Here is a 23055-nt window from a genome sequence, read left to right as displayed (position 1 = left end):
TCGTCATGGCATCCATCAGTTCACCGGCTGCGAACGGCAAGGCCTATCAATATGTCGACCACGCCTTCGACGTGGTCGTCGTCGGCGCCGGCGGCGCGGGTCTGCGCGCGACCCTCGGCATGGCCGAGCAAGGCCTCAAGACCGCTTGCATAACCAAGGTCTTCCCGACGCGCTCCCATACGGTCGCGGCGCAGGGCGGTATCGCGGCCTCGCTGCAGAATATGACGCCGGACTGCTGGCAATGGCATCTCTACGATACGGTGAAAGGGTCGGACTGGCTCGGCGACGTCGACGCCATGCAATATCTCGCCATGGAAGCGCCGAAGGCGGTCTATGAGCTCGAGCATTATGGCGTACCCTTCTCGCGCAATGAGGAAGGCAAGATCTACCAGCGACCCTTCGGCGGCCACATGCAGAACTATGGGGAGGGCCCGCCCGTGCAGCGTACCTGTGCTGCGGCCGACCGCACCGGCCATGCGATCCTGCACACGCTTTACGGCCAGTCGCTCAGGAACAACGCCGAGTTCTTCATCGAATTTTTCGCGATCGACCTGATCATGTCCGACGACGGCCGCTGCACCGGCGTCGTCGCCTGGAACCTCGACGACGGCACGATCCACCGCTTCGCCGCCAAAATGGTGGTGCTGGCGACCGGCGGTTACGGCCGCACCTATTTCTCGGCGACCTCGGCGCATACCTGCACCGGCGACGGCGGCGGCATGATCGCGCGTGCCGGCCTGCCGTTGCAGGACATGGAATTCGTGCAGTTCCATCCGACCGGCATTTATGGTGCGGGCTGTCTCATCACCGAAGGCGCGCGCGGCGAGGGCGGCTATCTCGTGAATTCCGAGGGCGAGCGCTTCATGGAGCGTTACGCTCCCTCGGCCAAGGATCTGGCCTCGCGCGACGTCGTTTCGCGCTGCATGACGATGGAGATCCGCGAGGGCCGCGGCGTCGGCAAGAACAAGGACCATATCTTCCTGCATCTCGATCACCTTGATCCAGCCGTGCTGCACGAGCGCCTGCCGGGTATCTCGGAATCGGCGAAAATCTTTGCCGGCGTCGACGTCACCCGCGAGCCGATCCCAGTGCTGCCGACGGTCCACTACAATATGGGCGGCATCCCGACCAATTACTGGGGCGAGGTGCTGAATGCCGACGCCCAGAACCCTGAGCGCCTCGCGCCCGGCCTGATGGCGGTCGGCGAAGCGGGCTGCGCCTCGGTGCACGGCGCCAACCGCCTCGGCTCCAACTCTTTGATCGACCTCGTGGTCTTCGGCCGCGCCGCGGCAATCCGCGCCGGTCAGATCATCGACCGCAACCAGGCGGTGCCGGAGATCAACACAGCTGCCTGTGATCGCATCATGGATCGCTTCGACCGGCTGCGCTTCGCCAATGGCGGTACGCCGACGGCAGTGCTGCGCGACAAGATGCAGCGCGCCATGCAGGAGGACGCGGCGGTATTCCGCACGCAGGAATCACTCGAATCCGGCTGCCGCCGCCTCTCGGCGATCTGGAAGGAACTGCCGGACGTCAAGGTCACGGATCGCTCTATGATCTGGAACTCCGACCTCGTCGAGACGCTGGAATTGGAAAACCTTATGGCCAATGCCATCACCACGGTCTATGGCGCGGAAGCGCGCAAGGAGAGCCGTGGCGCGCATGCGCGCGAGGACTACAAGGACGGCCCGCTCGGCGGACGCGACGACGTCAACTGGCGCAAGCACACGCTCGCCTGGGTGAACGAAGCCGGCGAGGTCCGACTCGACTATCGCCCGGTCCACACCGAGCTCATCGCGGACGGCATCGATGCGAAGAAGATCGAGCCGAAGGCGCGCGTCTACTGATCTCGAGGATTAAGGCACATGGTTGAACTCGCTCTTCCCAAGAACTCGCAGATCACCGAAGGCCGGGTCTGGCCGAAACCGGCCGGCGCGACGAATTTCCGTGAATACCGGGTCTATCGCTGGAATCCGGACGACGGCAAGAACCCGCGGATCGATACCTATTATATCGATGTCGACGATTGCGGGCCGATGGTGCTCGACGGGCTGCTCTACATCAAGAACAACATCGATCCGACGCTGACCTTGCGCCGCTCCTGTCGCGAGGGCATCTGCGGTTCCTGCGCGATGAACATCGACGGCACCAATACGCTCGCCTGCACCAAGGGGATGGATGAGGTTACGGGTGCGGTGAAGATCTATCCGCTGCCGCACATGCCCGTGGTCAAGGACCTCGTTCCGGATCTCACCAATTTCTACGCCCAGCACCGGTCGATCGAGCCCTGGCTGAAGACGGTCTCGCCGACGCCGGCCAAGGAATGGCGGCAGAGCCATGAGGACCGCGCCAAGCTCGACGGGCTTTATGAGTGCATTCTCTGCGCCTGCTGCTCGACCTCCTGTCCGAGCTACTGGTGGAACGGCGACCGCTATCTCGGTCCCGCCGTCCTGCTGCAGGCTTATCGCTGGCTGATCGACTCCAGAGACGAGGCAACCGGCGAGCGGCTCGACAATCTCGAGGACCCGTTTCGGCTCTATCGCTGCCACACGATCATGAACTGTGCTCAGGCCTGTCCGAAGGGTCTGAACCCGGCGAAGGCGATCGGCGAGATCAAGAAGATGCTCGTCGAGCGGCGGTTCTGACCGTCGGCATCCGTTGCGACAATCCGGCGGCGGGTCACGAAGGTGGCTCGCCGTCTGCTTTATCACGGCTCTCACACCGACGTGTCGCTATGTGATTTGAAAGCTGCGGCCAGGCGGATAGGTATTAAGGCGCCGCGCGTCCTTTCAGGAGCGCAAAGGTCGCTGTAACTGTTCGAATCTGCGCATCGAGCTTTCCGGAAATCGGTTCTCGGAAATCTCGATGCGCTAGCGGAGGATGGAGGTCGCCTATGCTTCGCCCGTTCATCGGACTGGCCGCTTTTCTTCTGCTGTTCATACCGGTGCGGGCGGCCGAGCCGCAATATGCGATTTTCGCGGGCGGCTGCTTCTGGTGCGTGGAATCCGATTTCGATGCCGTGCCGGGCGTTCTCGAGACGGTCTCCGGCTATGCCGGCGGGAAGAGCGCGAATCCGACCTACAAGACCTACGAGCAGGGTGGTCACCGCGAAGTGGTCCGCATCGAGTTCGATCCCGCGCGGGTCTCCTATGCGGAACTCGTGAGCATCCTGCTCCGCACTACGGATCCGACGGATGCAGGCGGGCAGTTCTGCGATCGCGGCTTTGCCTATACGACGGCCATCTATGCGCTCAACGACGCCCAGGCAATGGATGCCAAGGCCGAGAAGATCAAGGCTGAGGCCGAGTTGGGGCGGCCGATCGTCACGCCCGTAGAGGGCCCCGCCAGGTTCTGGCCGGCCGAGGAATATCATCAGGATTATGCGGCGCGAAATCCGCTTCGCTATTGGTATTACCGCAGCCGTTGCCTGCGAAACCGAACGGTCGAGGCGCTGTGGGGCGACCGCGCCTATGCCGGGATCAGGCACTGATGCTCGTCGCCGGTCCGTCCCGTCGCGGCCGGGCCGTCCGCATGCGTTTCCCATGTGCAACAGCCGTTGCAGAAATGCCTTGCCTTGATTTGTCAGGTGGATTTGCTGTAATTCGGCCCTTATTATCGCGTTGCATCATGATCTGCGAACAATAGCGGGGGTAAAGATATGCGGGTTTATCATGCGGCGGCGGGGCTTGTTGTTGTGCTCGCGCTGGCCGGATGCCAGAGAACATCCTTTGGTGGCTTCGGTTCTCAGGACATTTCCCGCGCTCCTGCTCCGCTGCAGGCGCAGCCGGTGCCATCGGTCTCGTCCAGCCAGCTGCCGGATCCGACGACCAGCACTTCGCAGTTCCCGGCCGCGCCGACCAGCACGACGCCCGGCGGCATGCCGGGCGGCACCGAGGTTGCCGCGGCGAGCGCGCTGGACGTCACGAAGGAGTCGATGGTCGGAAGCTGGCGGGTCTCGAGCGCCGGCAGTTCGTGCGACATGTTCCTGACACTGACCAATCTGGGCAGCGGCTCGCGCGGCGGCACGCGCGGCTGCGCCGGTGAGCTGACGACGATGGGTTCCTGGGAAGTGGCCGGCAAGCAGGTCGTGCTCAAGGACAGGAACGGCAATGCGATTGCGCGCCTCTACAAGACCGCGGACGCACGCTTCGACGGCTCGACCAATAGCGGCCAGCCGGTCAGCCTCAGCCGCTAGGCGCATCGGTCCGAAAATCGGACCCGATCTTCGGAATGCCCGATGCGTAGGCGCCGGATACGCGGCGTCTGCAGTGGGGCGAGGCGCCGCAACGGCCTCCCGCCTCAAGCACGTGGTTGCTTCGATCTGAGCCGGAAGCGCACCATGCGCGAACAACGATGTTGCAGTGCCCTTGCGTCCGAAAAGATGCGCGGCGCTGCAGAAGGCGGCCCCAGGCTCATGCGGATGCACCGTGCTCAATCCCGACGACAGTATTCTTCACAAGCTTGAAACGCTCGTTGCGAGGGGCGAGCGTGAACATGATTCTGCTCAGGCCGCGATCGCAAGGCGGCTCGACCGCCTGACGGCGGAGCTGCTTGCCAGCCGCCCGTCGCGCAAGGCAAATGCGCTCGGCTGGCTCTTCGCTGCGCGCAAGAAGCACCAGGCACCGGTCAAGGGGCTCTACATCCACGGGGGGGTGGGCCGCGGCAAGACCATGCTGATGGACATGTTCTTCGACGCGGTTCCCATTCAGCGCAAACGCCGTGCCCATTTCCATGAATTCATGGCCGATGTGCATGAACGCATCTACAGACACAGACAGAAGCTCAAGAATGTCGAGACGAAGCTGGCCGATCCCATTCCGCCGGTCGCCTCGGAACTTCTCGGGGAGGCGCGGCTTCTCTGCTTCGACGAATTCTCGGTGACCGATATTGCCGATGCGATGATCCTGGCGCGCCTCTTCGGCGAGCTCTTCGCCAAGGGCTGCGTCCTCGTCGCCACCTCCAATGTCGAGCCGTCGGAGCTCTATCGCGACGGGCTCAACCGCGGCCTCTTTCTTCCCTTCATTGATCTCCTGAAGTCGAATGCCGAGATCATTTCGCTCGACACGGAGACGGATTACCGCCTCAGGAAAACGGACGGCCAGCCGGTCTGGCTGTCGCCGCTCGGGCCGGAAACGGAAGCCGCGATGGACCGGGCCTGGTACGTGGAGACGGGCGGCGCGCCGGTCGCACCAGCCGAGATCAACCGCAAGGGCCGCAAGGTCCATGTGCCGGCAACCGCCGGCCACAGCGCCCGCTTCACCTTCTCCGACCTCTGTGCCCAACCGCTCGGCGCAGCCGATTACCTTGCGATCCTATCGCGCTACCGCACGATCTTCCTCGACCACGTTCCGCATCTCGGGCCGCAAGCACGCAACGAGACGAAGCGATTTATCATTCTCGTGGACACGCTATACGACCAGGGGGCCCGCCTCTTTGCCTCGGCCGTCGCCGAACCGCAGCACCTGCTGACCTCGAAGAAGGGCACCGAGGGCTTCGAGTTCGATCGGACCGTCTCGCGGCTCATCGAGATGCAGAGCGCCGAATATGCCGCCAAACACCCGGCGAACCTAACTGTTCTGTGACGGAAGGGTGGCGAAAAATATTACGTTTACGTAAGAACTTTATGGTTTAACCGATTGAATTTGCTCTGCCAGGAAGAATCGTTTGATATTTTAACGTTTGCCGTTTAAGGGCTTTCCGGAAGGTTTGGCGTTTGCCGCGTTTCAGGCCTCGATCATGGATCACAAAGGAAGCACATTCATGGCGCGCAACAAGATCGCACTTATTGGTTCAGGGATGATTGGTGGCACGCTGGCGCATCTCGCCGGCCTCAAGGAGCTGGGCGATATCGTCCTCTTCGACATTGCCGACGGCATTCCGCAGGGTAAGGGCCTCGACATCGCCCAGTCTTCGCCGGTCGAAGGTTTCGACGCCTCGCTAACGGGTGCAAGCGACTATGCGGCGATCGAAGGCGCCGATGTCTGCATTGTAACCGCCGGCGTACCGCGCAAGCCCGGCATGAGCCGCGACGATCTGCTCGGCATCAACCTGAAGGTCATGGAACAGGTCGGCGCCGGCATCAAGAAATACGCCCCGAACGCCTTCGTCATCTGCATCACCAACCCGCTCGACGCCATGGTCTGGGCGCTGCAGAAGTTCTCCGGACTGCCGAAGAACAAAGTCGTCGGCATGGCCGGCGTTCTCGACTCGTCGCGCTTCCGTCTTTTCCTCGCCCAGGAATTCAACGTTTCGGTGCAGGACGTCACGGCTTTCGTGCTCGGTGGCCATGGCGACACGATGGTGCCGCTCGCCCGCTACTCGACCGTTGCCGGCATCCCGCTGCCGGACCTCGTGCAAATGGGCTGGACCACCAAGGAAAAGCTCGACCAGATCATCCAGCGCACTCGTGACGGCGGCGCGGAAATCGTCGGGCTGCTCAAGACCGGCTCGGCCTATTACGCTCCCGCGGCTTCCGCCATCGAGATGGCCGAGGCCTATCTCAAGGACAAGAAGCGCGTGCTGCCCTGCGCGGCTCACCTATCCGGCCAGTACGGCGTCAAGGACATGTATGTCGGCGTGCCGACGGTGATCGGCGCCGGCGGCGTCGAGCGCATCATCGAGATCGACCTCAACAAGGGCGAGAGGGAAGCTTTCGACAAATCGGTGGCGGCCGTCGCCGGCCTTTGCGAGGCCTGCATCAACATCGCACCCAGCCTGCAATAACCGCCGTCCGGCCTATCAGACAGGAAAGAACCCATGAACATTCATGAATACCAGGCCAAGGCCCTCTTGAAGGGCTATGGCGCGCCGGTCGCGGAAGGTGTCGCGATCTTCTCCGCCGACGAGGCGCAAGCGGCCGCAAGCAAGCTGCCGGGACCGCTTTACGTCGTGAAGAGCCAGATCCATGCGGGCGGGCGCGGCAAGGGCAAGTTCAAGGAACTGGGACCCGATGCAAAGGGCGGCGTGCGCCTGGCGAAATCGGTGGAAGAGGTCGTCGCCAACGCCAAGGAAATGCTCGGCCACACGCTGGTGACGAAGCAGACGGGCCCTGCCGGCAAGCAGGTCAACCGTCTCTATATCGAAGACGGCGCCGACATCGAGCGCGAGCTCTATCTCTCGATCCTCGTCGACCGCTCCGTCGGCCGCGTTGCCTTCGTCGTCTCGACGGAAGGCGGCATGGACATCGAGGCAGTCGCCGAGCACACGCCGGAGAAGATCGTTACCGTTGCGATCGATCCGGACAAGGGTGTCACGGCCGACGACCTGAAGACGCTCACCAACGCGCTGGAACTCGAAGGTGAAGCCCGCGCCGATGGTGAAAAGCTCTTCCCGATCCTCTACAAGGCCTTCGTCGAGAAGGATATGAGCCTGCTCGAGGTTAACCCGCTGATCGTCATGAAGAATGGCCGTCTGCGGGTGCTCGACGCCAAGGTCTCCTTCGACGGCAATGCGCTCTTCCGCCATGAGGACGTCGTCGCGCTGCGCGACACGACGGAGGAGGACGAGAAGGAAATCGAAGCCTCCAAATACGACCTGGCCTATGTGGCGCTCGACGGCAATATCGGCTGCATGGTGAACGGCGCCGGTCTCGCCATGGCGACGATGGACATCATCAAGCTCTATGGGGCGGAGCCCGCGAACTTCCTCGACGTCGGCGGCGGCGCTTCGAAGGAGAAAGTCACGCAGGCCTTCAAGATCATCACGGCCGATCCGGCGGTGAAGGGCATCCTGGTCAACATCTTCGGCGGCATCATGAAGTGCGATGTGATCGCCGAAGGCGTGCTTGCCGCGGTCAAGGAAGTCGGCCTCAAGGTGCCGCTCGTCGTGCGCCTCGAAGGCACCAATGTCGAACTCGGCAAGAAGATCATCAACGAGTCGGGCCTGAACGTCATCTCCGCCGATGATCTGGACGATGCCGCCCAGAAAATCGTTGCAGCCGTCAAGGGAGCCTGAGGTTTCATGTCCATCCTGATCAACAAAGACACCAAGGTTCTCGTCCAGGGCCTGACCGGCAAGACCGGCACCTTCCATACCGAGCAGGCGCTCGCCTATCACGGAACCCAGATGGTCGGTGGCATCCATCCGAAGAAGGGCGGCGAGACCTGGACCGGCTCCAAGGGCGAAGAGCTCCCGATCTTCGCGACGGTCGCCGAAGGGCGCGAAGTCACCGGTGCGAACGCATCCGTGATCTATGTCCCGCCGGCGGGTGCCGCTGCGGCGATCATCGAGGCGATCGATGCGGAGATCCCGCTGATCGTCTGCATCACTGAGGGCATCCCGGTCGCCGACATGGTCAAGGTCAAGGCTCGGCTCGAGAAGTCATCCTCGCGCCTCATCGGCCCGAACTGCCCGGGCGTTCTGACACCCGACGAGTGCAAGATCGGCATTATGCCCGGCAACATCTTCCGCAAGGGTTCGGTCGGCGTGCTTTCGCGCTCCGGCACGCTCACCTACGAGGCTGTGTTCCAGACGAGCAATGAGGGCCTCGGCCAGACGACGGCCGTCGGCATCGGCGGTGATCCGGTCAAGGGCACCGAGTTCATCGACGTGCTCGAGATGTTCCTTGCCGACGACGAGACGAAGTCGATCATCATGATCGGCGAAATCGGCGGCTCGGCGGAAGAGGATGCGGCGCAGTTCCTGAAAGACGAGGCCAAGCGCGGCCGCAAGAAGCCGATGGTCGGTTTCATCGCCGGCCGCACCGCACCTCCCGGCCGTACCATGGGCCATGCCGGCGCCGTCATCTCCGGCGGCAAGGGCGGGGCGGAAGACAAGATCGCGGCGATGGAATCGGCGGGCATCCGCGTTTCGCCGTCGCCCGCGCGCCTCGGCAAGACGCTCGTCGAGGTCCTGAAGGGCTGACCGACACGATCCCGGGGGCGGCATTGAAGTCGCCCCATCGGGCAATAACGGATGAAGCATCGGAGCGTGATGCGAAAGGGCACCGAACGGGGTCCGGCACTCCGCTCCGGCCCACATAGGCCAGGATCGGGACGTCTCCTGATCATTCGATCACCCCGATACCGGCGCAAGGCACGTATGAACGGCCGGGATAACCGGCATCCCAACTTAAGTCAGGAGGCGGACCCAAGTCCGCGAGAGACCATGACAAGGCAAGAGGCCAACGAGCAATTTCAGCTCACTTCGTTTCTGGACGGCGCCAATGCCGCCTATATCGAGCAGCTCTACGCACGCTATGAATCGGATCCGTCATCCGTTTCCGCCGAATGGCAGGCCTTCTTCAAGACGCTTGCCGACCGGCCCGAAGATGTGGTGAAGGCGGCTAAGGGCGCCTCCTGGAAGAAGAGCAACTGGCCGATCGCCGCCAATGGTGAGCTCGTCGCGGCGCTGGACGGCGACTGGGGCACGGTCGAGAAGATCGTCGAGAAAAAGGTCAAGGCGAAGGCCGAGGAGGCGTCCGCCGTCGCCGGCGTTCCGGTGAGCGAGGCTGAGGTCCATCAGTCGACGCGCGATTCCGTCCGCGCCATCATGATGATCCGCGCCTACCGCATGCGCGGCCACCTGCATGCCAAGCTCGATCCGCTCGGCCTTGCCGATCCGGTCGAGGATTACGAGGAGCTCTCGCCGAAGACCTACGGCTTCGAGGAGAAGGATTACGACCGCAAGATCTTCATCGACAACGTGCTCGGCCTCGAATACGCGACCGTGCGCGAGATGGTCGAGATTCTCGAGCGCACCTATTGCTCGACGATCGGCGTCGAGTTCATGCACATGTCAAACCCCGAGGAGAAGGCCTGGATCCAGGAGCGTATCGAGGGGCCGGACAAGGGCGTCGAATTCACCCCCGAGGGCAAGCGGGCCATCCTGCAGAAGCTCATCGAGTCGGAAGGTTTCGAGCAGTTCATCGACGTCAAGTACAAGGGCACCAAGCGCTTCGGCCTCGACGGCGGCGAATCGCTGATCCCGGCGCTCGAGCAGATCATCAAGCGCGGTGGCCAGCTCGGCCTCAAGGAAGTCGTTCTCGGCATGGCGCATCGTGGCCGCCTCAACGTTCTTTCCCAGGTCATGGCCAAGCCGCACCGCGCCATCTTCCATGAGTTCAAGGGCGGCTCCTATGCCCCCGACGAAGTGGAAGGCTCGGGCGATGTGAAGTACCACCTTGGTGCCTCGTCCGACCGCGAGTTCGACGGCAACAAGGTGCACCTGTCGCTGACGGCGAACCCGTCGCACCTGGAAATCGTCAACCCGGTCGTCATGGGCAAGGCGCGCGCCAAGCAGGACCAGATCGCCTCCGTCTTCGAAGGCGACATCATCCCCCTGCGTGAGCGCGTCAAAGTGATGCCGATGCTTCTGCACGGCGATGCCGCCTTCGCGGGACAGGGCGTCGTCGCCGAGATCCTCGGCCTTTCGGGCCTGCGCGGTCATCGCGTCGCCGGCACCGTCCATTTCATCATCAACAACCAGATCGGCTTCACCACCAATCCGGCCTTCTCGCGCTCGTCGCCCTATCCGTCGGATGTCGCGAAGATGATCGAGGCGCCGATCTTCCACGTGAACGGCGACGATCCGGAAGCGGTGGTCTATGCCGCAAAGATCGCGACCGAGTTCCGGATGAAATTCCATAAGCCGGTCGTCATCGACATGTTCTGCTATCGCCGCTTCGGCCATAACGAGGGCGACGAGCCGGCGTTCACGCAGCCGAAGATGTACCGCGCCATCCGCGCCCACAAGACGGTCGTGCAGCTCTATTCGGAACGCCTGATCGCCGAAGGTCTCATGACCGAAGGCGAAGTCGAAAAGATGAAGGCGGATTGGCGCGCCCATCTCGAGCAAGAGTTCGAGATTGGCCAGTCCTACAAGCCGAACAAGGCCGACTGGCTCGACGGCGTCTGGTCGGGCCTGCGCACCGCCGACAACCAGGATGAGCAGCGCCGCGGCAGGACCTCGGTGCCGATGAAGCAGTTGAAGGAAGTTGGCCGCAAGATCTCCGAGATCCCTACGGGCTTCAACGCGCATCGCACCATCCAGCGCTTCATGGAAAACCGCGCCAACATGATCCAGACCGGCGAGGGCATCGACTGGGCCATGGGGGAAGCGCTGGCCTTCGGCACGCTCTTGACCGAGGGCACGAAAATCCGGCTTTCGGGCCAGGACTGCGAACGCGGCACCTTTTCGCAGCGCCATTCGGTGCTCTACGACCAGCAGACCGAAGAACGCTACATCCCGCTTGCCAACCTTTCGCCGACGCAGGCGCGATATGAGGTCATCAATTCGATGCTCTCGGAAGAGGCGGTGCTCGGCTTCGAGTACGGCTATTCGCTGGCCCGCCCGAACGCGCTGACGCTCTGGGAAGCCCAGTTCGGCGATTTCGCCAACGGCGCGCAGGTGGTCTTCGACCAGTTTATCTCTTCGGGCGAGCGCAAGTGGCTGCGCATGTCGGGCCTCGTCTGCCTGTTGCCGCACGGCTATGAAGGCCAGGGACCGGAGCACTCCTCGGCCCGACTCGAGCGCTTCCTGCAGCTTTGCGCGGAAGACAACATGCAGGTCGCCAATGTGACGACGCCGGCGAACTATTTCCACATCCTGCGACGCCAGGTGAAGCGCGACTTCCGCAAGCCGCTGATCCTGATGACGCCGAAATCGCTGCTGCGCCACAAGCGCGCCGTTTCCAGCCTCTCGGAAATGGCCGGCGAAAGCTCATTCCACCGCCTGCTCTGGGACGATGCGGAGGTCGTCAAGGACGGCCCGATCAAGCTGCAGAAGGACTCGAAGATCCGCCGCGTGGTGATGTGTTCGGGCAAGGTCTATTACGACCTCCTGGAAGAGCGCGAGAAGCGCGGCATCGACGACATCTATCTGCTCCGCGTCGAGCAGCTTTATCCGTTCCCGGCCAAGGCGCTGATCAACGAGCTCAGCCGTTTCCGCCACGCGGAGATGGTCTGGTGCCAGGAAGAGCCGAAGAACATGGGCGCCTGGTCGTTCATCGATCCCTATCTCGAATGGGTGCTCGCTCATATCGACGCCAAGTATCAACGGGTTCGCTACACGGGTCGCCCCGCCGCGGCGTCGCCTGCCACGGGCCTGATGTCCAAGCACCTGGCGCAGCTTGCCGCCTTCCTCGAGGACGCGCTGGGGGGCTGATCAAACCCTCCACGGTCTGCCAATCGACAGAAACAGATATCTGATCAACGGAACAAAAATCATGGCAACAGAAATCCGCGTTCCCACCCTTGGCGAATCCGTCAGCGAAGCTACCGTCGGCACCTGGTTCAAGAAGGTCGGCGATGCGATCAAGGCAGACGAGCCGATCCTCGAACTCGAGACCGACAAGGTGACGATCGAGGTTCCGGCGCCGACCGCCGGCACGCTCTCCGAAATCGTCGCTGAGGCGGGCGAGACCGTCGGCCTCGGCGCGCTGCTCGGACAGATCGCCGAAGGCGCGGGCGCTGCCGCAGCCGCCCCGGCAGAAAAGAAGCCGGAGCCGGCCGCTGCCGCTCCAACGGCGCAACCGGCCGCCGCTCCGGCTGGACCGCAGGCCGCCTCTTCGATGCCGCCGGCCCCGGCTGCCGCCAAGCTTCTGGCCGAGAACAACCTTTCTGCCGACCAGATCGACGGTTCGGGCAAGCGCGGCCAGGTGCTGAAGGGCGACGTGCTCGCCGCCGTCGCCAAGGGCATTTCGGCCCCCGCCGCCGCCGAGTCCGCAAAGGTTCAGGCCCGCGCACCCGCGCCTGCCGAAGACGCCGTGCGCGAAGAGCGTGTCAAGATGACCCGCCTGCGCCAGACGATCGCCAAGCGCCTGAAGGATGCGCAGAACACGGCGGCGATGCTCACCACCTATAACGAGGTGGACATGAGCGCCGTCATGAGCCTGCGCTCGAAGTACAAGGATATCTTCGAGAAGAAGCACGGCGTGAAGCTCGGCTTCATGGGCTTCTTCACCAAGGCCGTCACCCACGCACTCAAGGAACTGCCGGCGGTCAATGCCGAGATCGACGGCACCGACATCATCTATAAGAACTTCTGCCATGTCGGCGTCGCCGTCGGAACCGACAAGGGCCTTGTCGTGCCGGTCGTGCGCGATGCCGACCAGATGTCGATCGCCGAGATCGAGAAGGAAATCGGCCGTCTTGGTAAAGCGGCGCGCGACGGCGCGCTGTCGATGGCCGACATGCAGGGCGGCACCTTCACCATCTCCAATGGCGGCGTCTATGGTTCGCTGATGTCTTCGCCGATTCTCAATGCGCCACAATCCGGCATCCTCGGCATGCACAAGATCCAGGATCGGCCGGTGGCGATCGGCGGTCAGGTCGTCATCCGCCCGATGATGTATCTGGCGCTCTCCTACGATCACCGCATCGTCGACGGCAAGGAAGCCGTGACCTTCCTCGTCCGCGTCAAGGAAAGCCTCGAGGATCCCGAACGCCTGGTGCTCGATCTCTAAGGGAGGGGCGCGAGCCCCTTTCGTTCTCCCCCACGCACGGTTTCGATGCGAACCGTTCGGTCCCGTACCGGAAGGCGCATCGACAGGCACGGAGCCAGCGGGTAGGCTCTGAAACGCACGCTCTGCGCGTATTCAGTTCTCTACCCGGCATCAACTCGGTCCTAACCTATCGGTCGCAAACCATGAGCAATTACCTGTTCGAACTGGCATCCCTGATGGCGATCTTCTGCTTCGCCATCGTCTCGCCCGGTGCGGACCTCGCCATGGTGATGCGGCAGTCGCTCGTCCATGGTCGCCGCCCGGCAATCATCACCGCTTTCGGCATTGGTGCGTCGCTGATGTTCCATGTCACCTACACCATTCTCGGCCTGGGGCTGATCATTTCGCAATCGATCTACCTCTTCAACATCGTCAAATGGTGCGGTGTCGCTTACCTGATCTATATCGGCATCAAGGCACTCAGGGCCGGCGAGACGCGGATCACCGTCGAGGCGGGGGAGCCCGGCGCCGCCAAGGGTCAGTCAGCGCTGAAGGCGTTCGGTCTCGGCTTCGCGGCCAATGCGCTCAATCCGAAGGCGGTCTTCTTTTTCCTGTCGATCTTTTCGACCGTCGTCAGCGCCCATACGCCGATGGCGGTCAAGTTCGGCTATGGCCTGGTCATGGCGAGCGCGTTGATCCTCTGGTTCGTCGGCGTCAGCCTTTTCATGACGACGCCCAGGATGCGGGCGGCCTTCACCCGCGCGAGCAAGTGGATCGATCGGGCGACCGGGCTCGTCTTCATCGCGCTCGGCCTCAAACTCGCGACCGAAAAGGCTGTCTGACGATGCGCCGCCGCAATATCCTCTGCGCCTCCTTCACATTGGCGCTCGGCGCTTGCCCGGCGCAGGCGGACGAATGCAGCCAGGCGAAGGCGATCTATGCCGATCAGGCCGGCGGCTATGAACTCAGCTTCGAGCCGGTCGGATCGGAAGCGGCCGTCACCAGCAATCACTTCAAGATCAGGCTTGCCGGCACCAGCCTGTCTCTCGACGGCGTGGTCATGGTCTCCGGCGATCTGGAACGCCCGCACGGCATCGTCATGCATGATTGTCCGACGGGCGACGTAACCGGTGCCGAGCTTTCTGCCTGCACCGTCTGGCAGGGACCGATCTATACGGTCGACAGCGTAGGCACGATCGGTCTGCTCGGATCGGAGGACGCACCGGCTGCCGAGCAGATCCTGCTTCCGGATTTCGGGCCTTCGCTGCGCGCATCGAGCGCCTGGGGAGAGGGTAAGGCGCAGTCGGACAGTTCCGACGTCTTCCGGTTCAAGGGATGCACCGCATGAGCGACGACCGCGTTCTTCTCGTGACCGGCGGCAGCCGCGGCATAGGGGCGGCCGTGTGTCTGGGGGCCGCGGGCGCAGGCTGGCGGGTCGCGGTGAACTACGCCACGAACGCCCAGGCGGCGGAAGACGTGGTCCGCCGCATTTCCGCAAGCGGGGGCTGCGCGATCGCGGTTCAGGGCGACGTCGGAACGGAAGATGGGGTGCAGGCGATCTTTGCGGCGGTCGACGCGGCTTTCGGCAGTCTCGACGGGCTCGTCAACAATGCCGGCATCGTCGGTCCGCCGCAGCGGATCGTCGAGATTTCGCCCGAGCGATTGGAGCGGATGTTCCGCGTCAACGTGACCGGCGCCCTTCGCTGTTCGGCCGAGGCGGTGCTTCGCATGTCGACACGACGCGGCGGGCGCGGCGGTTCTATCGTCAATCTCTCGTCCGTCGCGGCCGTGCTCGGCGCGCCCGAGCAATATGTGGATTACGCGGCTTCGAAGGGGGCGATCGACAGCTTGACGGTCGGCCTCGCGCGTGAGGTTGCCGGCGAAGGCATTCGCGTCAACGCCGTGCGCCCCGGCATCATCGACACCGAGATCCACGCCTCCGGGGGTCTGCCCGACCGCGCCCGGGATCTTTCGCCCTCCATCCCCATGCAGCGTCCCGGCACGCCCGGCGAAGTTGCCGATGCAATTCTCTATCTCCTGTCCGACAAGGCGACTTATGTGACGGGAGCCATTCTCAATGTCAGCGGCGGCCGGTGACCGCTCCTGAAAGAAGGATTATCAAATGGCCTATGATCTCATCGTAATCGGAAGCGGCCCGGGTGGCTATGTCTGCGCCATCAAGGCGGCCCAGCTCGGCATGAAGGTCGCCGTGATCGAAAAGCGCAGCACTTATGGCGGCACCTGCCTGAATGTCGGCTGCATCCCCTCCAAGGCTCTGCTGCACGCTTCCGAGATGTTCAACCACGCTGCGCATGGCCTCGATGCACTGGGCGTGGAGGTCGCAAGCCCGAAGCTCAATCTCGAGAAGATGATGGCGCACAAGGACGCAACCGTTAAGGCGAATGTCGACGGCGTCTCCTTCCTCTTCAAGAAGAATAAGATCGACGGGTTCAAGGGTCTCGGCAAGGTGCTGGGCCAGGGCAAGGTCTCCGTCACCGACGACATGGGCGAGGAGCAGATCCTCGAAGCGAAGAACGTCGTCATCGCCACCGGTTCGGATGTCGCCGGCATTCCGGGCGTCGATCTCGAGTTCGACGAGAAGATGATCGTCTCCTCGACTGGCGCGCTGGAGCTGGAAAAGGTGCCAGCGAGCATGATCGTGGTCGGCGGCGGCGTCATTGGCCTCGAACTCGGCTCGGTTTGGGCGCGCCTCGGCGCCAAGGTAACGGTCGTCGAGTATCTCGACACGATCCTCGGCGGCATGGATGGCGAAGTCTCCAAGCAGCTCCACCGGATGCTGACGAAGCAAGGCATCGACATCAAGCTCGGCGCCAAGGTGACCAGCGTCCAAAAACCGGGCTCTGGCGCGAGAGTCACCTTCGAGCCGGTTAAGGGTGGTGAATCGACGGCGCTCGAGGCCGAGGTCGTGCTGGTCGCGACCGGCCGCAAGCCCTGCACGGAGAATATGGGCCTCGCGAAAGCCGGCGTCGTGCTCGATTCGCGTGGCCGCATCGAGATCGACAATCACTTCCAGACGAGTATCACCGGCGTCTACGCGATCGGCGACGTCGTGCGCGGTCCGATGCTCGCGCACAAGGCCGAGGACGAGGGCGTGGCCGTTGCCGAGATCATCGCGGGGCAGGCGGGCCACGTGAATTACGACGTCATTCCGGGCGTCGTCTATACCCAGCCGGAGGTCGCCTCCGTCGGCAAGACCGAGGAGGAACTGAAGGCCGCAGGCGTAGCCTACAAGGTCGGCAAGTTCCCCTTCACCGCCAATGGCCGCGCCCGCGCGATGCTTCAGACGGACGGATTCGTGAAGATCCTCGCCGACAAGGAAACCGATCGCGTGCTCGGCGGCCATATCATCGGCTTCGGCGCCGGCGAAATGATCCACGAGATCGCCGTTTTGATGGAGTTCGGCGGCTCGTCGGAAGACCTCGGCCGCACCTGCCATGCGCATCCGACCATGTCGGAGGCGGTCAAGGAGGCGGCGCTCGCGACCTTCGCCAAGCCGATCCACATGTGACACCACCGAATCAGCCCGACAATCGGACCCGATTTCCGGCCGTTGCGAAGAACGCATGGTGCTGCAAGGGCACGCGACAATCGGGCTCATGTGACAATTGGCCGGGGGGCTGCGACAAGCGGCCCCCTGCCACTGCCTCCTGATCGGGCGCAATCATGAACACGCCACCGCAGCCATACAGCGCCGCGCGTCTTTTCAGACGCGCAAAGGTCCCTGTAACTCTTTGAATCTGCGTGCCGAAGGGCCTGGCGAGAGCGAATGAGGAGTTCATGAGACCGCGAAGCGTAGCCGCCCGCCTTCCGAATGCGTGGTTGCCCGGGGCCGACTGGGCCGATTGCCATGAACTTCTCTTTATCGGCGAGCGCGTGAGCGCGCTGGAAGCGGCAAGTCGGACGCTTGGCAGCGCACCACGCTGGGTTCGAACTCTGCTGGGATTGCGCAATCGTCTTACCTCACCCCTCGGCCTCAAAGCCACGGCACCCGCCGCGGATTCAGGCCTGGTCGGCGCTTTTCCGATCGTGCGCGGCGGTGAGCATGAGACTGTTCTTGGCTTCGACGACCGCCATCTGGATTTCCGAATTATCGTCGAGGTCCGCGACGGACCGGCGGAGAGCCAGGTCATCGGCATTACCACGCTGGTGCGCCGCAGAAATCTGTTCGGTTATCTTTATCTCGCCGCCGTCACGCCCTTTCACAAGGCGATCGTTCCCGCGCTGCTTGCCGAACTGAACGCGCGGCGATGAGGGTCAATCAACCGGCGTGACGGTAAAACCCTGCTGGCGCAAGAGTTCGACAAGGCCTTCCTTGCCCGGAAGATGCAGCGCACCCACGGCCATGAAGGCGCTGCCCTCCTTCAGCATCGGCTCGGCCCGAGCCGCCATGGTCCTGTTGCGGTCGATGATGATCCGCTGTTCGAAATCGGCATAGCCGAGATCGTCGGCCGATACCTCTGCCGAGACGGCCCTCATCATCGGCATGATCATGCCAATCTCTCCCGTGAGGTACAGGTCGGTCATCGTCGTTAGGACATCATCGATCGTCCTACCGAGCGCGAGCGTGTCGATCAGGGCCTGAAGATGCCATTCGACCGGAAGCGAATCCATGGCCGAGAGCTGTTCGACCAGCGTCTCCAGGCCCTTCAAGCTCTTGCCCTGGCCTACGGCGTCTTCGGCGAGCTTCTTGTCGAGGAAGGAAGCGCCGGCCGCCTTGCGGCTGAATTCGCAGGCCGGCAGCGCCACGAAGCTTGCAATCATCCACGGCTTCATTTTCGAGACCAGCGGCAGCGGAATGCCGCGCGCCTTGAGGCCGGCCTCGAGGCGCTCCCGGTCCTGCGGCTCGAGGAAATCGTTGATCGTCCTGTTGCCGGCGAACATGGTGAGGTCGGGCCGCATCATGATGGCGGCGCTGGCTTTCCTCTCGTCGATGATCTCGTCCGATTCGACGATCACGGTGGCGGCCGCTGCAAAGGCATCCGCAGCGCCTGCGGGCATGGCCAGCACGCGTGGATCGGTCACGTGCATGGTGCCGAGCAGGAAGGAAGGGGCCGATCCGCTGCCTTCGATCTTCCAGAGCAAGCCCTTTCCGTTGGGCACGGCCGCCGCTTCCTCGCGGAGCGTTGCGAGCCGGTCCGGATCTGATTGTTCCAGACCCGCCAGGATATTGCTGCCGCCGCATTCCACCTCTTGTGCGGCGTGCGCCTCCGAAAGGGTGAGCAGGGCGACGACGAGGCTCGCGGCCATCAGGACGTGGATGAGCGCGATCAGCCAGATGAGGCCGTCGGCGGTTTTGGCCGCGAGTGTGCGAACGGGGCTGAGCATCGTCGACATGGCTGTCTGTTCCCGAGTGATAACAAGGAATCCTACGCTCCCGTGGTCACAGGACCCTTAACGGGCGTGGTTAACGGGCAAGCGCCGGATATTAATGCATGTCGGCCAGGAGAGCGCCGTACTTTTTGGGATAGGTTCGAGAACGGGTCATAATGCGTTTGCATGCCTTTCGGCCGGAAAAGCGCACACGCTTCCTGTCCCTCCTCAGGCGCGCGGGTGGGCGCGATCATAGATTTCGAGCAGCCGACTCGAATCGACCCCCGTATAGACCTGCGTCGTCGAGAGGCTGGCATGACCGAGCAGTTCCTGAATGGTGCGCAGATCCCCCCCGCCGGCCAGCAGGTGCGTCGCGAAGGAGTGACGGAGCGCATGCGGCGTCGCCGAATCGGGAAGACCGAGGGCGGCCCGCAGCTTCTGCATCTCGCGCTGGATGATCGCCGGCTGCAGCTTGGCGCCGCGGGCGCCGCGAAAGAGCGGCTCACCGGGGCCGAGGTGATAGGGGCAGAGCTTGCGATAGGCCGCAACCGCCTCGGTCGCCGCGGCGATGAGGGGGACGATGCGGGTCTTGCCGCCCTTTCCCGCAACGCGCAGCGACGCGGCGCCGGCAATGTCGTCGGGCGTCAGGTCGAGCGCTTCGGATATGCGCAGGCCGCAGCCGTAAAGAAGGGTCAGCACGGCGGCATTGCGCGCAGCGATCCAGGGTTCTTCGGCAAGTTGCGCATCCGTCGTCACCACGTGCAGCGCTTCGCGATCGGTGAGCGGTTTGGGCAGCGATTTCGGCTGTTTCGGCGAGCGTACGGCGGCAGCGCCTGCCGCGTTTGCGAGGCCGTTCCGTTCGAGATAGCGCAGGAAGGAGCGCAAGCCCGCAAGTCCGCGCCCGAGCGTGCGCGCGCCCGCGCCGCCTTTGCGCCGCTGCGCGAGAAAGCCGCGGAGATCGGCAGGGCGCAGAGCGCGGATATCGGCAAGCCGGGGAGGGCTGGCGAGGTGCCCCGTCAGGAATGTGAGGAATTGCCGCGTGTCGCGTTCATAGGCCTCGATCGTCTTTTCCGAGAGGCGGCGTTCTCCGGCAAGGCTTGCAAGCCACCGTTGACGCACCGCCATCACTTCGGGATGGCCTATTACAAGAAATTCGTTCATCGTCGGCCCGGTCGTAAATCCTGCCTCGACCATGCCATCTGGTGCCTTATGTTTTTGCTAACGTGCATTTTGTTTGGTGACGCACCCTTGGAATTTGTCATTGTTCGATCATATTGAACTGCGATGTTCGATCAGCAACAGCGGGTGGGACCATGGCGAGACGTGATTCGGCGAGCGCGCTGGCGCATTTTGCGGAGGCAGTTGCCCTGGTCTCGCAGGGGCAGCCCGGCCATATCGTCGACGCGCTGATCGCCGAGCGCGGCCGGAAGATCGTTCGCCATCCCCTCTGGCCGGTAATGCGTCCCTTTCTCTACACATTGCTCAATTACCGCAAGGCGATCGAATTCGCCGATGCGGTCGCGAACGTGCCCGGCTTCCAGGCCTTCGAACATGTGAGCTCGCTGCTGGCGCTCGACGTGCGCGTCGACAGGCCGGAGCGCATCCCGGCCGAGGGCGGTTTCCTGCTCGTCAGTAATCATCCGACCGGCATTGCCGACGGCATCGCCGTCTTCGATCTTCTCAAGAGCCGGCGGCCGGACATGATGTTCTTCGCCAATCGCGATGCCATCCGCGTCAATCCGCGCTTCGTCGAGATGATCATCCCGGTCGAGTGGCGGGAGGAGCACAAGTCGAAGCTCAAGGCGCGCGAGACACTGCAGATCACCAACCGCGCGATCGAAGCGGGTAAGGCCACCGTGCTTTTCCCCTCCGGCCGCATCGCCTATTGGGCGGATGGCCGTCTCAACGAACGTCCATGGAAAAGTTCCGCCGTGGGCTTTGCGCGCAAATACGGCGTGCCGATCCTGCCGGTCCATATGAACGCGCGCAATTCCGGCCTCTTCTACTGGTTCGCCAAGTGGTCGACGGAGTTGCGCGACATGACCGTCTTCCACGAGCTTCTGAACAAGAAGGGCGACGTCTTCGACTTCCGGATCGGAAATCTGATCGCGCCCGAGGCGCTGGATGGCGATCCGACGGACGTCACCCGCGCGCTCGAGCATCACACCGTCGTCGCGCTCGCGCGGGACGGCGATGCGGTTTTCGATCCGGAGTACAAGGTCGAGGCGTGAGGGTTCCGGCTACGAGCCGGCCGGGCCGGTCTAGCGCATCGACCTGAACATCGGACTGAAGCTCGATGCGCGACCTTTGCGCGTCTGAAAGGACGCGCGGCGCTAAAAGAATGGCCATGCTGCTTCGCTCCATCTCTGCCGAAAACTATCGCTCGCTACGGTCGATCCGCATGGATACGGCCGACGTCAACCTGTTCATCGGCGAGAACGGCGTCGGTAAATCCAATCTCTATCGTGCGCTGCAACTGGTGCAGGCGGCCGTGCTTGGCAGCTTTGCGCGCGACATTGCCGTGGAAGGCGGGATGTCATCCGCCCTCTGGAGCGGTCCGCGCCGCGCCGGTAAGGCCGTACGCATCCGCCTCGAGGTGGAACTGATCGATGCGGAGCGCGCAATCACGTTCCGATATCGGATCGACGCGGGTCTCAAGCCCCCGGCAGCCGCCGGCTTCGCGTTCGAGCCGCAGGTGAAGGAGGAGGAACTGAGCGTCGATACCGCCCGCCGGCCCGTCCCCATGATGAAGCGGGCGGGGCCGAGCATAGCCGTTCGCGGCGAGCATGGGCGCTTGGAAGATTATCCGGGTGTGGCGATGCAGTCGGAAACGGCGATATCGCTTCTCGGCGATGCGGGTCACTATCCGGAGATTGGCACGGTTCGCCGGGTCATCGGCCAGTGGCGCTTCTTCCACGGCTTCCGCACCGATCACGATTCGCCCTTGCGGGCGCCGTGCCTTGCGGTGACGGCGCCGATGCTCGATGAAGACGGCGGCAACATGGCTGCGGTCTTCGCGACGCTCTACCACACGCGCGAAGACACGCTCGATCTCGACCGGGCCGTGGCAAGCGCCTTTGGCGGTGCGCGGCTCGAGGTGCCGCCTCCCGGCCAGTTCGCCGAATTCGCTTTGGTCCTGCCCGAGTTTCCACAGCGACCCTTCTCGCCGCGTGAGCTCTCCGACGGGCAGATGCGCTTCCTGGCGCTTGCCGCCGCGCTGCTTTCCTACCGCCGTCCCCCTTTCATCGCGCTGAACGAGCCGGAAACGAGTCTGCATCCGGACATGTTGCCGGCGCTGGCCGATATAATCGCGAGCGCTTCCCGCGCCAGCCAGATCTGGATCGTCACCCACTCCGAACGCCTGGCATCGGCGGTGGAAGAGCGATGCGGCGTGCGGCCGCGGCGGGTGGTCCGCAAGGACGGAGCCACATGGATCGAGGGCATGCGCGTCACGGGCTCGATAGACGACGAGGACGAATGAAAAGGCCCCGCATTTGGTGCGGAGCCCTCAAATTCTGCGCATGATCTTCGTCGATCAGGCGATCTTCTGGCCGGTCTTGGCCCAGTCGGCCAGGAACATTTCGAGCCCCTTGTCGGTCAGCGGGTGCTTGACGAGGGCCTTTAGCGTCGCCGGCGGCGCGGTGACCACGTCGGCGCCGATGAGAGCGGCTTCCTTGACGTGGTTGACCGTACGCACCGAGGCGGCGAGGATTTCGGTCTCGTAGCCGTAATTGTCGAATATGTGGCGGATCTCACGGATCAGGTCCATGCCGTCGAAGGCGATATCGTCAAGGCGGCCGATGAAGGGCGAGACGAAGGTCGCGCCGGCCTTGGCGGCGAGCAGGGCCTGGTTGGCCGAGAAGCAGAGCGTAACGTTGGTCTGATGGCCATCGGAGGTCAGCGCCTTGCAGGCCTTGAGGCCGTCCAGCGTGAGCGGCAGCTTGATGCAGATATTGTCGGCGATCGTCGCGAGAGCGGCCGCTTCCCGCATCATCTCGCTATATTCGGTGGCCGTGACTTCCGCCGAAACGGGGCCTTCGACGATCGAGCAGATTTCTTTCGTGACCTCGACGATGTCGCGGCCCGATTTCAGGATCAGCGACGGATTGGTGGTGACGCCGTCGAGCAGGCCGAGATCGTTCAGTTCGCGGATTTCCTTCACATCGGCGGTATCAACGAAAAATTTCATGGGAGCCTTCCTTTGGCACTCAGCCGTTCGGGCGCATATCCCCTGTCGGGAGAATCCATGGCGGAGATCGCGCGCGTTGAAAGTCGGGTGGAACCGTGACAAACCCTGCTATCCACAAGGCAGCGGTTCGCTGCGCAGTTTTCTTTATCTGAAA

The 23055-nt window shown here is 63.3% G+C and carries 20 protein-coding genes; 17 read left to right on the top strand and 3 right to left on the bottom strand.

Annotated elements, in window-relative coordinates; translation table 11 throughout:
- Positions 1-5: 5 nt before the first annotated feature.
- The 15 genes from sdhA to SJ05684_RS14975 all read left to right on the top strand — a co-directional run bounded on the left by sdhA (position 6) and on the right by SJ05684_RS14975 (position 17653).
- The gene (gene sdhA, locus SJ05684_RS15050; protein WP_034853008.1) at positions 6-1847 is read left to right on the top strand and encodes a succinate dehydrogenase flavoprotein subunit; all 1842 of its coding nucleotides are present in this window, start codon (positions 6-8) and stop codon (positions 1845-1847) included.
- Between the two features lie 18 nt (positions 1848-1865).
- Positions 1866-2645 (top strand): succinate dehydrogenase iron-sulfur subunit, encoded by a 780-nt coding sequence (locus SJ05684_RS15045; protein WP_034853010.1) that lies wholly within the window; start codon positions 1866-1868, stop codon positions 2643-2645.
- A gap of 248 nt (positions 2646-2893) precedes the next feature.
- The gene (gene msrA / locus SJ05684_RS15040) at positions 2894-3490 is read left to right on the top strand and encodes a peptide-methionine (S)-S-oxide reductase MsrA (protein ID WP_034853013.1); all 597 of its coding nucleotides are present in this window, start codon (positions 2894-2896) and stop codon (positions 3488-3490) included.
- 168 nt (positions 3491-3658) lie between these two features.
- A complete protein-coding gene (locus SJ05684_RS15035) occupies positions 3659-4195 on the top strand; it encodes a protease inhibitor Inh/omp19 family protein (RefSeq protein WP_034853015.1) in 537 nt (178 codons plus the stop codon).
- Positions 4196-4427: 232 nt separating this feature from the next.
- On the top strand, positions 4428-5582 hold the full coding sequence (gene zapE / locus SJ05684_RS15030) for a cell division protein ZapE (RefSeq protein ID WP_034853016.1): 1155 nt from the start codon (positions 4428-4430) through the stop codon (positions 5580-5582).
- Between the two features lie 178 nt (positions 5583-5760).
- Positions 5761-6723, top strand: a complete 963-nt coding sequence (gene mdh / locus SJ05684_RS15025) for a malate dehydrogenase (RefSeq protein ID WP_034853110.1) — start codon at positions 5761-5763, stop codon at positions 6721-6723.
- Between the two features lie 33 nt (positions 6724-6756).
- A complete protein-coding gene (sucC, locus tag SJ05684_RS15020) occupies positions 6757-7953 on the top strand; it encodes an ADP-forming succinate--CoA ligase subunit beta (protein ID WP_034853018.1) in 1197 nt (398 codons plus the stop codon).
- A 6-nt stretch (positions 7954-7959) separates the two neighbouring features.
- A complete protein-coding gene (gene sucD, locus SJ05684_RS15015; protein WP_034853020.1) occupies positions 7960-8862 on the top strand; it encodes a succinate--CoA ligase subunit alpha in 903 nt (300 codons plus the stop codon).
- Positions 8863-9105: 243 nt separating this feature from the next.
- Complete coding sequence (locus SJ05684_RS15010) at positions 9106-12102, top strand: 2-oxoglutarate dehydrogenase E1 component (protein WP_034853021.1); 2997 nt, start codon at positions 9106-9108, stop codon at positions 12100-12102.
- 61 nt (positions 12103-12163) lie between these two features.
- Positions 12164-13402, top strand: coding sequence for a 2-oxoglutarate dehydrogenase complex dihydrolipoyllysine-residue succinyltransferase (odhB, locus tag SJ05684_RS15005; protein ID WP_034853023.1), 1239 nt, complete (start codon positions 12164-12166; stop codon positions 13400-13402).
- A gap of 182 nt (positions 13403-13584) precedes the next feature.
- Positions 13585-14223, top strand: a complete 639-nt coding sequence (locus SJ05684_RS15000; protein ID WP_034853024.1) for a LysE family transporter — start codon at positions 13585-13587, stop codon at positions 14221-14223.
- 2 nt (positions 14224-14225) lie between these two features.
- Complete coding sequence (locus SJ05684_RS14995; protein ID WP_034853027.1) at positions 14226-14729, top strand: hypothetical protein; 504 nt, start codon at positions 14226-14228, stop codon at positions 14727-14729.
- Positions 14726-15478: an SDR family oxidoreductase gene (locus tag SJ05684_RS14990; protein WP_034853112.1), complete on the top strand. Its 753-nt coding sequence runs from the start codon at positions 14726-14728 to the stop codon at positions 15476-15478. Before SJ05684_RS14995 ends, SJ05684_RS14990 begins: the two co-directional genes overlap by 4 nt.
- Before the next feature lie 25 nt (positions 15479-15503).
- A complete protein-coding gene (gene lpdA, locus SJ05684_RS14985) occupies positions 15504-16910 on the top strand; it encodes a dihydrolipoyl dehydrogenase (RefSeq protein ID WP_034853028.1) in 1407 nt (468 codons plus the stop codon).
- A 269-nt stretch (positions 16911-17179) separates the two neighbouring features.
- A complete protein-coding gene (locus tag SJ05684_RS14975; RefSeq protein WP_034853033.1) occupies positions 17180-17653 on the top strand; it encodes a DUF2867 domain-containing protein in 474 nt (157 codons plus the stop codon).
- 3 nt (positions 17654-17656) lie between these two features.
- Here SJ05684_RS14975 and SJ05684_RS14970 read toward each other — a convergent pair whose 3' ends face one another.
- Positions 17657-18736, bottom strand: a complete 1080-nt coding sequence (locus SJ05684_RS14970) for a TraB/GumN family protein (protein ID WP_034853034.1) — start codon at positions 18734-18736, stop codon at positions 17657-17659.
- Positions 18737-18940: 204 nt separating this feature from the next.
- Positions 18941-19873 (bottom strand): tyrosine recombinase XerC, encoded by a 933-nt coding sequence (locus SJ05684_RS14965; protein ID WP_050979943.1) that lies wholly within the window; start codon positions 19871-19873, stop codon positions 18941-18943.
- Between the two features lie 152 nt (positions 19874-20025).
- On the opposite strand from SJ05684_RS14965, the gene SJ05684_RS14960 reads away from it, so the two are divergent.
- Both SJ05684_RS14960 and SJ05684_RS14955 read left to right on the top strand, forming a co-directional pair.
- The gene (locus tag SJ05684_RS14960) at positions 20026-20943 is read left to right on the top strand and encodes a GNAT family N-acetyltransferase (RefSeq protein ID WP_034853037.1); all 918 of its coding nucleotides are present in this window, start codon (positions 20026-20028) and stop codon (positions 20941-20943) included.
- A gap of 116 nt (positions 20944-21059) precedes the next feature.
- Positions 21060-22193, top strand: a complete 1134-nt coding sequence (locus tag SJ05684_RS14955) for an AAA family ATPase (RefSeq protein ID WP_034853114.1) — start codon at positions 21060-21062, stop codon at positions 22191-22193.
- Between the two features lie 54 nt (positions 22194-22247).
- On the opposite strand, the gene fsa is transcribed toward SJ05684_RS14955, so the two are convergent.
- Positions 22248-22901 carry a fructose-6-phosphate aldolase gene (gene fsa / locus SJ05684_RS14950; RefSeq protein WP_034853038.1) on the bottom strand — a complete coding sequence of 218 codons (654 nt, stop codon included), beginning with the start codon at positions 22899-22901 and terminating at the stop codon, positions 22248-22250.
- Positions 22902-23055: the final 154 nt, after the last annotated feature.

Origin of the sequence: Sinorhizobium sojae CCBAU 05684 (genome assembly GCF_002288525.1) — a bacterium.
Taxonomy (GTDB): Bacteria; Pseudomonadota; Alphaproteobacteria; order Rhizobiales; family Rhizobiaceae; genus Sinorhizobium; species Sinorhizobium sojae.
Note: the sequence above shows the minus strand (reverse complement) of the source record. Positions and strands in the feature narration are given on the sequence as shown.